Consider the following 12,707-nt stretch of genomic DNA (forward strand, 5'->3'; position numbering starts at 1 on the left):
CGGGTTATAGGTCGCCTGGATCCAGACCGTCTCGCCATCCTTGCGGATGCGGCTGAACTCTTCGGAATGGAGAATGCCGGCGCGCAAGTCTTCCCAGAATTTTCGGTATTCAGCGGTCTGCGCCTCGCCGTCTGAAAGAAACATTCTGTGTGGTTGTCCAACCACCTCGCGGGCGGAATAACCCATCACCTGGCAGAAATTCTCATTGGCCTCGAGGATTGTGCCGTCCGGCTTAAAGGAGATAATCGCGTAAGATTTCTGAAGCGCATCCAGGACGGCGCGGTCCTGGGATAAAAACAGCGTCATGACCTTCCCCATTACTAGATGTCGGACACCCTGCCCTCCGAGAGGGTGGCGCCGATTAACCATAACCTAGGCGCGAAGAAATGAAGGCAATGTGAATTTTTGCCCGCTTCGAGCCCTACTATTGGTTTATCGGAAGGGTAAAAAACCGCGTTATATATCGCTATTACGATTACAAATCGGCGTTCAGTTTTTATTTGAAACACACAACCTTAAGTAAAGCATCGGAAATCTTGTCGGGGCTGAATTCCCGCAGCCTCATACATTTCGCCCGGTGCGCCGCACGACCGGGCACCATTCTGCCAGACCGAATGCCGGCTCGCGCAATTCCGATCGCGCTCCGGACACCCCACCCCTACACGCAAAAGAGGGCCGATCGGCCTGGACCAGCTGGGCACCCCCCTTCAATCGAGGTCCCACATCACCTATATTGAGGATGTCGGCTTGCCGACTATGGCGATAAACGCGCTTGTAATAACCGGACCGGACCCGGGGGCAGTACCCGGCGGCTCCACCATAACTGTTCTGCGTTGGCGGACATGCCTGGGGCCGAAACAGGATCGACGGACGGGTAAAGAAGATGGCTTTCGCCGGGGTGAGGCCCCTTACAGGCTCATTTTCAGAGTTGCCAACGACAACTTTGCTGAAGAGGTCGCTCTCGCTGCGTAGTCAGCGCGGGTAATCTCGCACTAAACTCCTATACCCTTTAGCCGGTATAGGCGGGGCCCGGAGGCGCCTGGCAACAGAAGCCTCCACTTTCACCCAAACCTCCAGATTCAATGGCAAAAAAGGTGTGCTCGTCGTCCCGGCACGTCGGATTCACGGATTTGGTGCGAGCAGGCCTTGTGACCTTTCGACAAGCCGGGCCGGTGCGCCGCGCCTGTCGCCGGGCCTGCCATCGTCCCGATGCCGACGCCCGAACCCGCGCAGGGCCCCACCTGCGCCAGCGCCATCTGACCCGCCGCTGACCCGCTGCCCGGCCGCCGGCCGGCCGGGCTCGCACCGACAGCCCTGTCGCATGTGCAATGGGGCAGTCCTTCCTCGTTGACCTGCTTGAGCCTTGGAGTACCTTTCGTGAGGGATGACGGGGGAGTATGACATGGCCAAAGATCTGATGCGCTATGACCTGATGGCGCAGGACGCGCTTCGCGGTGTTGTGCGCCAGGCCCTGCTCAAGGCGCAGGCGCCGGAAGGCCTGCCCGGTCCCCACCATTTCTACATCACTTTCCGCACCACGGCGCCGGGCGTCGATATCGACCCGACCCTGCTGGAAAAATACCCGGAAGAGATGACGATCGTGCTGGAGCACCAATTCTGGGACCTCAGCGTCACCGAGACCGGTTTCGAGGTCACGCTGAAATTCTCCGGCGTGCCGAAATATCTCAAAATGCCCTATTCCGCGATTTCGCGCTTCCACGACCCCAGCGTCGGCTTTCACCTCCAGTTCGAGCATGAAGGCAGTGAGGACGAGGCCAGCTTCCCGGATGATGATCCCAAGCCGAGCAAGGGCAAGACCGGCACCGATAATGGCAGCGCCGACAAGGGTGATACGGCCCAGGTGGTCAGCCTCGACAGTTTCCGCAAGAAGTGAGTGAACGCGCGCATCTGCTGGCACCTGATCTGGCTGGCGGACCGCCACCGGAGCCGCTGAGCGATGACGAGATACGCGACCGGCTCGGCCTGCGCGGCTCACGACCGACCGTCTCGACCCTGCTCGGTTTCGAGCTGATCGATTTTTCGGTCGAGGAGCGCTGGATCGATGCGCGCTTCAACCCCACTCCACAACTGGCCAATCTCCGCGGCAGTGTGCAGGGCGGCATTATCACGGCGATGATGGACGAGGTCATGTCCCTGTCCGTGCTGGTAGCCGAACGTTTCACCTGCGGCGTCCCGACACTGGAGATCAAGACCAGCTATTTCGATCCCCTGCCGGTCGAACCGTGCCGCGCGCGGGGTCAGGCAACACGGATTGGCGGACGGGTCGCCTTCATGGAAGGCACGATCTGGACGCCATCCGGCTCGATCGCGGCGCGCACCAGCGCCACCTGCCAGGTTCGCCGGGTCAAGCCAGCCACCCAGTCGTGACCGCTGCCCGGCCCCTGACCGGCAAGACCACCGCCCTCATCCTGATCGCGGCCTCACAAGTGCTGGCCCTGTCGATCTGGTTTGCCGGTGCCGCAGCCCTGCCCGCCCTGGTCGCATCCGGAGATGTCGGCCCGGTTCGCCAGGCCGCCCTGACCAGCAGTGTGCAGCTCGGCTTCGTCATCGGGGCCCTGACCAGCGCGCTGACCGGCCTTGCCGACCGGTTCACACCGCAACGCCTCTTCGCGTTCGGCGCCGTGATGGCTGCGCTGGCCAATCTGCTTGCGCTGCAGCTTGAACCGGGCGGACTCGCCATGATCGCCAGCCGCGCCCTGGCCGGCGCCGCCCTGGCCCTGGTCTATCCGGTCGGGATGAAGCTGGCGGCGAGCTGGGCGCGGGGCGATGCCGGCTTCCTTGTCGGCCTGCTGGTCGGCGCGCTGACCCTTGGCTCGGCCCTGCCCTTTGCCTTCAACCTGGCCGGACAGGTCAGCGACTGGACCCTGCCCTTCGCCGCCTCGGCCGTCGCCGCCCTTCTGGCTGCCGGCCTGATCCTGTTTGCGCGCGGAGGGCCGGGCCTGCGCCCGGCCGCGCGTTTCGATCCGGGCGCTGTCTCGATGGCATTTCGTGACCCGGCCCTGCGCCTGACCAATCTGGGCTATCTCGGCCACATGTGGGAGCTCTATGCGATGTGGGCCTGGATCGGCCCCTTTGCCCATGCCTACTGGCAACGTCTCGAGGGTGCCGCGCGGCTGGGTGATCTCACGGCCTTCGCCGTCGTCGCCAGCGGCGCCCTGGCCTGCCTGGCGGCGGGCCGCCTTGCCGATCGCCTCGGGCGGACGCGCATCACCATGATTGCCTTGGCGATTTCGGGCAGTTGCGCGCTTCTGGCAGGACCGCTTTTCGGCAGCTCGCCCTGGCTGATGATCCCGGTCCTGATCATCTGGGGCATGGCTGTGATTGCCGACAGCGCCCAGTTTTCAGCCGCCATAACCGAACTGGCCCCGCCGGAACGCACCGGCACGCTCCTGACCCTGCAGACCGCGATGGGGTTTGCCCTCACCGTGATCATGGTCCAGGCGCTGGGTCTCTGGATCAGCTGGGTTGGCTGGACCTGGGCTTTCGCACCCCTCGCCATCGGCCCGGCGATCGGCATATGGGCGATGGCCCGCCTGCGCGCGCGGCCGGAGGCGGCACGGCTGGCGGGCGGCAATCGGTGATCAGTTGGCGGGCCGGGTCGATCCGTTGGCGATAGCCTGATCGAGCGATGGCGAGGCTGCGTCAACAACCCACACCGTCCCGCCACCGCAATCATGGTCCGCAGCAAGACGGTCTGCCATTTCCAGGGCAATCTCATTGGCGCCCGACACGGCGGTCGCATCGACAAATCCGACATGGCAGGAGGTCGGCGACCCGCCCGGACGCAGCGCGGTCACGATCAGGGTCTCCTGCCGCACGGCATCGCCGGTCTCGAAGGTGGCCGAGATATAGCGGTGAATGGTGGCATAGGGCGCGCCGTCAGCGAGGCGCCATTCGATCACCGTGTGAAACTGGCCGAAATTGCCCAGATAGCCGCCATACTGGCCGCCCACATCCGGGTCATTGCGATCACTGAAACGGCTGGTCTGGCCATGTTCGCTCGCTTCGGCATACCAGCGCCAGCCGGCCACACCATCGCAGGCCTCGACATAGCTTACCCGCTCATCCTCGGAGACGAGCTCCTCGCCGGTGCACACGCCCCGCTCATCCGTATAGGACAGCCTTGTTTCCGGTGCGGCCGCCGGCGTGACGCCGCCCGTGTCATCCGGATTGTCCGCAGGGCCTTCGGCAGGGCCATTGCCCGGCATCACATAAAGTCCGGCCACGCCCGCAGCCGCGACGACCAGCGCCGATACAAACATCTGTTTCATGTTACGTCCCCCAACATTCAATCATAACCACACAGCAAGACGCGCGTGGTGTCACGCGTCTTCGAGAATTCGCACTTCTTTCATCGGGCGCGCCGTCACGGATATGCGCGGACGCTCTCCCTCGATCTTGGTGACCAGAAGGCGCTCGACCTGGCTGCCATCATGGAACACCACACCGGTCAGCGCGTCGAGCACCGCCTTGGCGACATTATCGACATCCTGCGACGAAGTGGCCGACGCCCGCTCGATCTCGATGCAGACTTCATAAGGGCCCCATTTCGGTCGCGCCCGCTTGAATTCGAGTCGGAAAAACTCCCCGATCAGCGATTTGAAGCGCCGGGTCTGTGTCGTAACGGCATCGACACGCAAATTGAGTTCATCGCCAGACATGTGCGCCTGAACCTTCCTCTCGGGCGAGCGGCCCGCTTCCGACCCGGTTTTGCGCCTTGCCCCCCGGCGATGCGCATCATCGTCTTGATCGTTCATGTGCGAGTGATACACGTTCGAATCAACCGTCACCATCATCGACCCGCGCCCATGGCGCTGCAAGGAGCCTCCCCTGATGAGCGAGATGCGCACCGAAACCGACAGCTTTGGCCCGCTTGAAGTCCCCTCCGAAAAACTCTTTGGCGCGCAGACCGCCCGCTCGCTGATCAACTTCCCGATCGGCACGGAAACGATGCCGGTTCCGCTGATCCGGGCCCTTGGCGTGGTCAAGCGTTCCGCCGCGCTCGCCAACAAGCAGCTGGGCAATATGGACGCGGGCGAGGCAGACGCGATTGCCGCCGCCGCGCTCGAGGTCGCCGAGGGCAAGTGGAATGAGCATTTCCCCTTGTCTGTCTGGCAAACCGGCTCGGGCACCCAGTCTAACATGAACACCAATGAAGTGGTCTCCAACCGCGCCATCCAGATGCTCGGCGGCGTGGTCGGTTCGAAGGATCCGATCCACCCGAATGACCATGTGAACCGGTCCCAGTCCTCGAATGACACCTTCCCGACCGCGATGCATATCGCCGCCGCCGAGGAGATCAGCCACGCCCTCCTGCCGGCCTTGCAGAAGCTGCATAATGCACTCAACGACAAGGCGAATGCCTTCAATGACATCATCAAGATCGGCCGGACCCATTTGCAGGATGCGACCCCGCTGACCCTGGGCCAGGAATTCTCCGGCTATGTCGCGATGATCGGCAATGCGATCCGTCGCATCGAGGCGGCCCTTCCCGCCCTCCTCGAACTGGCGCAAGGCGGCACGGCGGTCGGCACGGGTCTCAACACCCTGCCGGGCTTCGCCGAAACCTTCGCTGACGAAGTCGCGGCACTGACCAAGCTGAAATTCGTCACCGCGCCGAACAAGTTTGAGGCGCTGGCGACCAAGGACGCCCTGGTGGAGGCCCACGGCACGCTGAACTCGGCCGCCGTCTCCCTGTTCAAGATCGCCAATGATATCCGCCTTCTGGGCTCCGGCCCGCGCTCGGGCCTGGGCGAGCTGGCCCTGCCGGAAAACGAGCCGGGCTCTTCGATCATGCCCGGCAAGGTCAATCCGACCCAGTGCGAGGCGATGACCATGGTCTGCGCCCAGGTGATGGGGAATAACACCACGGTGAGTTTCGCCGGCAGCCAGGGCCATTTCGAACTCAATGTCTTCAAGCCGGTGATCATCTTCAACGTGCTGCAGTCAATCCGCCTGCTGGCCGATGCCGCCGACACCTTCACCGACAAGTGCGTGGTCGGCATCCAGGCGCGCGAGGACAATATCACCGCCCTGATGGAGCGCTCGCTCATGCTGGTGACCGCGCTCAATTCGACGATCGGCTATGACAATGCCACCATCGTAGCAAAGGCGGCCCACAAGAACGGCACCACTCTGCGCGAGGAAGCCGTCAAGCTGGGCTTTGTCACCGGCGAGCAGTTCGACGAGATCGTGCGGCCGGAAAAGATGATCGGCCCCAAGGCCTGATCCACATCGCACCAGCAGCACATGAAAAGGGCGGCTCCAGCGAGCCGCCCTTTTTTGTGCGGGGTCGTGACGGGTAAACCGGCGTGCTATTCGCCGCCCTGCTCGATGGTCCGGATCGCTTCCATCGCCGGGTCCCGGCCCGCGACATAAGCCTCCCAGCTCATCGGGGCCGGAATGTCGATATCGAGATCATCCACAATGACCGGGAAGATGTGCAGGCTGCCCCACGGGCAGATGAAAGCGCCTTCGCACCCGTTCTGCAGATCGTAATAGCCTGTCGAATAGCGCGCCCGGAAACCGGAATTGGGCAGTGAATACCACCAGCCTTCGGCCCAGAATTGCAGGCGGTCGCCAATCGGTTCGCCAACGAGGCGGGTCTGTTCCGGCGCGGCTTCCTTGGCCATCGCCAGATTGACGATACCAGCCGAGAACGTGCCGCCGCTGGTCAGTAAGTACACGCGCCCATCCGGGCCGACGATATCACCCAGGCGGACCATGAGCGGCCGGGTGATGGTGAGGTCTCCACCGCCATTGAGACGCTGGTCGACAATGATGACGGACGGGGCGATCGCTGCGATCTCGTCACCCGCACGTCCGACGAAATCAGGCAGCGACTCGCCGCTCTCATCGGTCAGGTTCTGTGAGAGATTGAGGTAGACCGCGTCCAGGTCCGGCAGCGCCTCGAACCAATAGCCATGATCGGGATTGCTCAGATAGAGCGGATCACCGGCCGGCTGCACACTCAGCCAGTCATCGGTCTCGACCGAGGTCGGCATCACAAAGTCTGCGGAGAAGAAGCGGCGCGCGCCGTCCACAGGATCGACCGCAGGCAGCGTGATCGCGTCCACCCGACCATCATCGAAGCGCAAACGCAGGGTCGTATCGTCAATCCCGACGGCGGCGAGATAGGCCGGCGTCTCGAGGAGCAGCGGCACGAAGCTGTTGAACCAGGCATCAACGCCGCCGAAGGACGGCCGGAACCGGGCCATTGCCTCTTCGACCGGCACATCCCCGATATGCGTCAATTCGGCTCCCAGGAGCCTTTCATGGCCCGGCAGCGCGCGCAGGATCCGCAACTCGCCATCCATCCAATGCGTTCGGATCGGCAGGCGGGGGAAGGATTGGACCATGCGTGTCGCCGAGGCATTGGAATGCCCGTTGTCGATAATGGCCTGGATGCCCGCCAGGGCGAGCTGGAACTCGGCATCGGTGAGATCAGCCGCCTCGAGCTCCAACGCATCAACCGCAGCGTCAAAGCGCGCCTTCATGGCGTCGTCCATGGACCGCTCATTGCGGCGGACATGATGGAAATGGCGCAGATCCTGGGCCCGCGCTTCGGCGATACTGTCCGGTTCGCCCTGGAAGATCGGCGGGACCGGGATCGGGTGGAAGGCAATGATCGTGGCAATGATCAGGAGGATATTCCGCCCCAGCCAGGCCAGCACCGCCGCAGCGGCCAGCCAGACATACCAGGGGATGAGACGGAAAGGTGCTGTCAGAAGACGGAGGGTTTGAGCCAGCATGGATTATTCCTTATCGAACGTACGAGCCGTTGATAAGATGCTCCACACTTGCATTCAGATGCACACAAACTGTGCAAACTTCCCGCGAGACTTGGATGACCAAACCCGTAAACTTGCGCCAATACCGCAAACAGAAAGCGCGCCGGGACAAGGCCGAGACGGCCGCGACCAATCGCGTCGTGCACGGCACCCCCAAGGCCTTGCGTGACGCGGCCGACGTCGAAGCTCTCCGGCGCCAGGCCGAACTCGACGGCAAGAAGCGCGACTAGCGCCGGGTCGAACGCCTCGCCGACAAGGCTCGACTAGTTCGGGCTTTCTACCACTGGGAGTTCATCACCGGTGACCGGCCATGCTTGCGCCGATAGGCGACAATCAGGCGCTGCGCCTCTTCGGCATCGGCCCAGGTCTCGCAGAACATCATGGCCTGCGGATGCAGGCCGCGCCCCTTGTCGGGAATGGCCAGTTCACGCTCATACATGGACCGCAGCGACCGCGCCGGACCGATCTTGAGCACGCTTGAAATATCAGCCGGATCGCGCAGCAGGACATAGACGCCCGGCAAGTCCGGCACGTCTGTCACATGCAGCTTCGAGAACGGAACGGGTTTGTACCAGCGCAACATTGAACCAACATTTTCTCCAGCCGACACGCTAGCCAATTGATTCAAATTTTCATCAATTTCCGGCGGCAATGGTCAGCGCATTGTTAACGACTATCCGACACTGAGCGCGAGAACACGACTGACTTCCGACTGGCTACATCCCGACTGCCTCGCCCAGTCGGCGATCGCCGCAGCCGACGTCGCGATCGCAGCCTTGGAGGTCGGGGCCTTGTCGACCACACCTTCTCGGACCAGGGCGGCACCCACATCGCCGGACAATATCCACGCATCCCATCCGGAAAAGCGCAGGAAATACTGGGCGGTCATGCCCGACAGGCGCGACCCGCGTGCTTTCAGCACGGCCAGCAAGCCAGCCTGGTCATGGGCGGGCCAGTCCGCCATGAATTGCCCGAACCCGCCGTGCTCGGCAGAGAGATCGGCGACCATGCGGGCATTCTCCACCGTGGCCGTGATTTTCTGGCCATTGCGGACAATCCGTTCATCCGACACCAGGCGGGCGATATCATCATCGGAGAAAAAGCTGATCCGGTTGGGGTCAAAGCCCTCGAAGGCCGTTTCAAACCCGTCCCACTTGGCCTCGATCACCTTCCAGACAAAACCGGCCTGAAACACGCAACGTGTCATCTGCGCCAGCCAGCGATCATCGGGTATGGCGCGCAATTCCTCGGCCGTCTTAGGACCGGCATGGGCAGCCAGGCGCGCGTCGAGATCAGGGTGGTGTTGCGCGGCCAGTGCGCGGATATCCGCAAATGTCTTCATCGGGCTTACTCCATTGTGTCATAAGTGGAGCATCGCCCGGGTTTCGCAAGAGCCACTTCCAATCGCGTGGAGATTGAGATTAACGGAAAGCGGGACTAAGGTTGCAATTCACCATCGGAGACGCGACATGTTGCCAGTCAATGCCGACACCATGCGGGCCATCGCGCCGCGGTTTTCCGGATCCCGCGCCGAACGCCAGGGCGAGATACTGAGCGTCGCCGGCGCTGCCCTGGCGGAGACGCTGGACCACTACGCGATCAATACGCCGCTGCGCATCGCCCACTTCCTGGCTCAGACCGCCCATGAGAGTGCTGGCTTCCAGACCACAGAGGAATTCGCGTCCGGCGAGGCCTATGAGGGCCGGAGCGATCTGGGCAATACCGAGCCGGGCGATGGCAAACGCTTCAAGGGACGTGGCCTGATCCAACTCACCGGGCGGGCCAATTACAAATCACTCGGCGCGACCATCGGCACCGATCTGGTGGCTGACCCCGAGCGCGCCGCCGATCCCGCCCTGTCGCTGGTGATTGCCTGCGAGTACTGGAAGAAGCGCAGTATCAATGATCATGCAGACCGCGATGACATCATTGCCGCCACCTGGTCCGTCAATGGCGGACTGAATGGCCTGGACGACCGGATCCGCTATCTGATCAAGGCAAAGGCGGAATTGTCCAACGCCCTGTTTGGCGCACCGGCCGCCTTCCCGCTCCTGCGCGAGGGCGCGCGCGGACCAGTCGTGGCCCGTCTGCAATTCGCCCTGCGTGACGCCGGCATTGCGACCGGCATTGATGGCGATTTCGGTCCGGGCACCAAGGCAGCGGTGATTGCCTTCCAGACCGGTGCCGGTCTCGAGGCCGATGGCATTGTCGGTCCGGCGAGCTGGTCAAAGCTGGACATCAAGCTCGAGGATCATGACTGACCGGATGGCCGGCTACCACCCGGCGCCCGTTTTTCCACCCCAGTTCGAATTGAGTCTCCATGCCCCTGATCAAACGCTCCCTGTCCCTTGCCGGCCATCGCACCAGTATCTCGCTGGAGCCGGATTTCTGGGCGGAGGTTGATCGGATTGCCCGTCAGGAGGGCCAGTCGGTGGCCAGCCTGGTGGGCGCGATCGATGCCGCGCGCGAGGAAGAACCGCTCGCCTCTTCGGTCCGGGTCTGGGTGCTGCAAGCCCTGCGGACAGGCCGCTGAACGTGACGGCAGATTATTTGATCCTGACGGCCGAAAGATAGGCGTCAACCGACTCCAGATCGGCATCAAAACTGACCACCTCATTGCCGCAATCCCAACCACGCGACAGCCGATCCGCGACATCCCGGGCCAGCGTGTTGGCATCGGGCAAGGCGGACGCGTCGATATGGGCGACTGGACAGACCGTATACCCGCCTTCAGCCGCGAGTGCGGTGACAATCAGCGTATTGGGTTCTTCGACATCATACATCGTGTCGAGCAATTCGGGCGGATTATGGTGGACATAGCGGTGGATGGTCGCAAAGGCCTCGCCGCGCTCAAGGCGCCATTCAAGCACGGTATGAAATCCGCCATACAAGCCGCGCATCGGGGCATAGACGGTATCGGACCGGGTCCCGTCCGGGCTGATATAGGCCGCCGCGGCGCCATGTTCGCCCGACAGGATGTGGATCGACCACCCATCATGGCCGGGGCACACGGTTTCGTAGACCGGCTCATCGGGCAATTGGGTTGTGGAACAGTCCTGGTCGATCCGCGTGTACACGCTGCCGAGTCCGGCTTCCTGCCCTGCCACCGCATTGCCGCCAAGCAGTGAGACTGCGAGCAAGCTCGCCGTAATGATTTGCAATTCAGACATTTCGCCCCCCGCCCGCAGACGATCAGCTTACTGGCTCATTCCGGGGACACAAGTAACAGGTCAGGCCGGAGCGGTCTGCGCCTCCACAACGCGCTCGCGCAGCTTTGCGAAATGCTCGTCCCAGCCGGCATCATGTCCGCACAGGCTGTCGAAGACATCGACCGGCGCGCCCTCGAACCCGTCATGAACCAGTTTGAGCAGCGTCCCGCTGGCGACCGGCGACAAGGTCCATTCCACACGGGTCAGATGACCTTCCAGCCATTGGTGGGTGAAGCTGTAGACCAGCCGCGTCGGTGGTTCGGCAATGAGCACCTCGCCCCAGCACACTTTCGTCCCGTCCCCGCTATTGCTGAGCAGGGCATAAGCGGCGTTCGGGACCAGCTCGGTATCGGCCGGATGGAACCAGCGCGCCAGCAATTCGGGTCGGGTGAGGAAGTCCCAGACCCTCTCCGGGCTGGCCTTCAGGAAGAGTGATTTCTCGATACGGGCATCAGTCATCTTTCGTCTCCACTTCTGTCTTGAGAGCAGCGAGGCGCGCGTCCCAGAACACCTCGAACCGGGCGACCCATTGCGCCACCTGCGCCAGCGGCTCCGGATTGAGACGATTGATCCTCTCCCGCCCCCGCGCCTCGACCGTGACCAGCCCACCATCGCCGAGCACTTTGAGATGCTTGGCCACGGCCGGTCTGGTCATGTCGAACCGGCTCGCGACTTCCCCGACCGTCCGGTCCCCATCTGCCAACATCAGGAGAATGGAACGTCGAGTCGGGTCGGCGAGCGCCCTGAACACGTGATCCTGGAGTGTCATAACCACCTCATGAAACCATCTGGCTTCTTTAATATGATACCGATTGGTTTCATGTCAAGGCGCCCACCCTGGAGCGGGGCTCGCTTGACCCTGACAGGCAACGCGCCCAAACCAGAGACAGGACAGATTTTTCGAGGCGGGACAGTGTGATCACCCGGATCGGACAGGCTTTCCGCGACGGTCGCGGTCCGGCCCTTCTGGGGCTGGCTATCATGGTCGGCATTATTGCCGGCTATGCAACACTGGGCTTGCGACTGGGTATTGGCTGGGTCGAACAGGCCGCGTTCGGAGTGACCGAGGAACGCCTCGCCTCAACGGCCGCCAGCCTGCCCGCCTGGCGTCTTGTCCTGATCCCCGTCATCACCGGCTGCATCATTGCGGCCATGCTCGGTCTCGGACGCCGTTTCGGCCTGTCGCCGGACGCGCGCGGCCTGGGTGTCGCCGATGTGCTCGAAGCGCGAGCTTATTAAAAATAATTTTCAATTCATAAACAAATTTCACTTCTTTGGACAGACATCAATTAAGATTGTATTGAAAAACACAGATAAAATTTTTGTATTTATCCAAACTATTAATCGTAAGAGACTTTTTATGCCCCCTCCTCCCATCCCAACTAAAAAAGCAATATATATATATACATATAAACACTTATGTATTTACGGGATAAGAGTCAAGAGTCCATACTCGTACCTTGAACTGTTGAAAAGTATGGACTCTTTTCCCGTAAATAAGTGTTTATTATATATGCTTTGTATAACGGACAAAGATAAAATATTTGATAAGGGGTTGTTGATGTATCAATATTATGATAACACACACACAATATTAACCATACCATACCTATGTCAATAATACCCCAATCATCCATGTGCGTGGTAGAGAACCTTTGAAGAAGAAAAACATTATTAAGCAATTGTA

17 protein-coding genes and 1 other RNA gene are annotated in these 12,707 nt (G+C 61.7%); 9 read left to right on the forward strand and 9 right to left on the reverse strand.

The features are described from left to right. Nucleotides 1–318 (reverse strand): PAS domain-containing protein (locus QZ266_RS08175; protein ID WP_295693769.1); only part of this gene is annotated, 318 nt, incomplete at its 3' end. Nucleotides 319–702: 384 nt separating this feature from the next. On the opposite strand from QZ266_RS08175, the gene ssrA reads away from it, so the two are divergent. The 4 genes from ssrA (at nucleotide 703) to QZ266_RS08195 (ending at nucleotide 3,602) form a co-directional block, all read left to right on the forward strand. Next, nucleotides 703–1,060, forward strand: a transfer-messenger RNA (tmRNA) gene (gene ssrA, locus QZ266_RS08180). Nucleotides 1,061–1,402: 342 nt separating this feature from the next. Then, nucleotides 1,403–1,894 (forward strand): SspB family protein, encoded by a 492-nt coding sequence (locus tag QZ266_RS08185; RefSeq protein WP_295693771.1) that lies wholly within the window; start codon nucleotides 1,403–1,405, stop codon nucleotides 1,892–1,894. Next, on the forward strand, nucleotides 1,891–2,388 hold the full coding sequence (locus tag QZ266_RS08190; RefSeq protein ID WP_295693774.1) for a PaaI family thioesterase: 498 nt from the start codon (nucleotides 1,891–1,893) through the stop codon (nucleotides 2,386–2,388). The genes QZ266_RS08185 and QZ266_RS08190 overlap by 4 nt, the downstream gene beginning before the upstream one ends. Next, on the forward strand, nucleotides 2,385–3,602 hold the full coding sequence (locus QZ266_RS08195; RefSeq protein WP_295693777.1) for an MFS transporter: 1,218 nt from the start codon (nucleotides 2,385–2,387) through the stop codon (nucleotides 3,600–3,602). Before QZ266_RS08190 ends, QZ266_RS08195 begins: the two co-directional genes overlap by 4 nt. Here QZ266_RS08195 and QZ266_RS08200 read toward each other — a convergent pair whose 3' ends face one another. Further along, nucleotides 3,603–4,292: a hypothetical protein gene (locus QZ266_RS08200; RefSeq protein ID WP_295693778.1), complete on the reverse strand. Its 690-nt coding sequence runs from the start codon at nucleotides 4,290–4,292 to the stop codon at nucleotides 3,603–3,605. Between the two features lie 51 nt (nucleotides 4,293–4,343). Beyond that, a complete protein-coding gene (locus QZ266_RS08205; RefSeq protein WP_295693779.1) occupies nucleotides 4,344–4,682 on the reverse strand; it encodes a RusA family crossover junction endodeoxyribonuclease in 339 nt (112 codons plus the stop codon). A 172-nt stretch (nucleotides 4,683–4,854) separates the two neighbouring features. Here QZ266_RS08205 and fumC point away from each other — a divergent pair, with 172 nt between their 5' ends. After that, on the forward strand, nucleotides 4,855–6,249 hold the full coding sequence (gene fumC, locus QZ266_RS08210; RefSeq protein ID WP_295693782.1) for a class II fumarate hydratase: 1,395 nt from the start codon (nucleotides 4,855–4,857) through the stop codon (nucleotides 6,247–6,249). Nucleotides 6,250–6,335: 86 nt separating this feature from the next. Here fumC and QZ266_RS08215 read toward each other — a convergent pair whose 3' ends face one another. After that, nucleotides 6,336–7,772: a hypothetical protein gene (locus QZ266_RS08215; protein ID WP_295693784.1), complete on the reverse strand. Its 1,437-nt coding sequence runs from the start codon at nucleotides 7,770–7,772 to the stop codon at nucleotides 6,336–6,338. A gap of 95 nt (nucleotides 7,773–7,867) precedes the next feature. On the opposite strand from QZ266_RS08215, the gene QZ266_RS08220 reads away from it, so the two are divergent. Beyond that, on the forward strand, nucleotides 7,868–8,041 hold the full coding sequence (locus tag QZ266_RS08220; RefSeq protein ID WP_295693786.1) for a DUF4169 family protein: 174 nt from the start codon (nucleotides 7,868–7,870) through the stop codon (nucleotides 8,039–8,041). Nucleotides 8,042–8,088: 47 nt separating this feature from the next. Here QZ266_RS08220 and QZ266_RS08225 read toward each other — a convergent pair whose 3' ends face one another. Further along, nucleotides 8,089–8,394: a hypothetical protein gene (locus QZ266_RS08225; RefSeq protein ID WP_295693789.1), complete on the reverse strand. Its 306-nt coding sequence runs from the start codon at nucleotides 8,392–8,394 to the stop codon at nucleotides 8,089–8,091. 90 nt (nucleotides 8,395–8,484) lie between these two features. Then, complete coding sequence (locus QZ266_RS08230; protein ID WP_295693792.1) at nucleotides 8,485–9,153, reverse strand: DNA-3-methyladenine glycosylase I; 669 nt, start codon at nucleotides 9,151–9,153, stop codon at nucleotides 8,485–8,487. Nucleotides 9,154–9,280: 127 nt separating this feature from the next. Here QZ266_RS08230 and QZ266_RS08235 point away from each other — a divergent pair, with 127 nt between their 5' ends. Both QZ266_RS08235 and QZ266_RS08240 read left to right on the forward strand, forming a co-directional pair. Next, nucleotides 9,281–10,072, forward strand: a complete 792-nt coding sequence (locus tag QZ266_RS08235; RefSeq protein ID WP_295693795.1) for a peptidoglycan-binding protein — start codon at nucleotides 9,281–9,283, stop codon at nucleotides 10,070–10,072. A gap of 59 nt (nucleotides 10,073–10,131) precedes the next feature. After that, on the forward strand, nucleotides 10,132–10,344 hold the full coding sequence (locus tag QZ266_RS08240; RefSeq protein WP_295693797.1) for a ribbon-helix-helix domain-containing protein: 213 nt from the start codon (nucleotides 10,132–10,134) through the stop codon (nucleotides 10,342–10,344). A 13-nt stretch (nucleotides 10,345–10,357) separates the two neighbouring features. On the opposite strand, the gene QZ266_RS08245 is transcribed toward QZ266_RS08240, so the two are convergent. Genes QZ266_RS08245 through QZ266_RS08255 form a run of 3 tightly spaced genes read right to left on the reverse strand, consistent with a single transcriptional unit; the run spans nucleotide 10,358 to nucleotide 11,789 of the window. Continuing rightward, nucleotides 10,358–10,981, reverse strand: a complete 624-nt coding sequence (locus QZ266_RS08245) for a hypothetical protein (RefSeq protein ID WP_295693800.1) — start codon at nucleotides 10,979–10,981, stop codon at nucleotides 10,358–10,360. A gap of 60 nt (nucleotides 10,982–11,041) precedes the next feature. Then, nucleotides 11,042–11,479, reverse strand: a complete 438-nt coding sequence (locus QZ266_RS08250; protein ID WP_295693802.1) for an SRPBCC domain-containing protein — start codon at nucleotides 11,477–11,479, stop codon at nucleotides 11,042–11,044. Continuing rightward, nucleotides 11,472–11,789 carry a helix-turn-helix transcriptional regulator gene (locus tag QZ266_RS08255; RefSeq protein WP_295693804.1) on the reverse strand — a complete coding sequence of 106 codons (318 nt, stop codon included), beginning with the start codon at nucleotides 11,787–11,789 and terminating at the stop codon, nucleotides 11,472–11,474. The genes QZ266_RS08250 and QZ266_RS08255 overlap by 8 nt, the downstream gene beginning before the upstream one ends. Before the next feature lie 146 nt (nucleotides 11,790–11,935). Here QZ266_RS08255 and QZ266_RS08260 point away from each other — a divergent pair, with 146 nt between their 5' ends. Next, nucleotides 11,936–12,259, forward strand: coding sequence for a hypothetical protein (locus QZ266_RS08260; protein WP_295693807.1), 324 nt, complete (start codon nucleotides 11,936–11,938; stop codon nucleotides 12,257–12,259). Nucleotides 12,260–12,707: the final 448 nt, after the last annotated feature.

This window comes from uncultured Maricaulis sp., from assembly GCF_905480005.1.
Taxonomy (GTDB): Bacteria; Pseudomonadota; Alphaproteobacteria; order Caulobacterales; family Maricaulaceae; genus Maricaulis.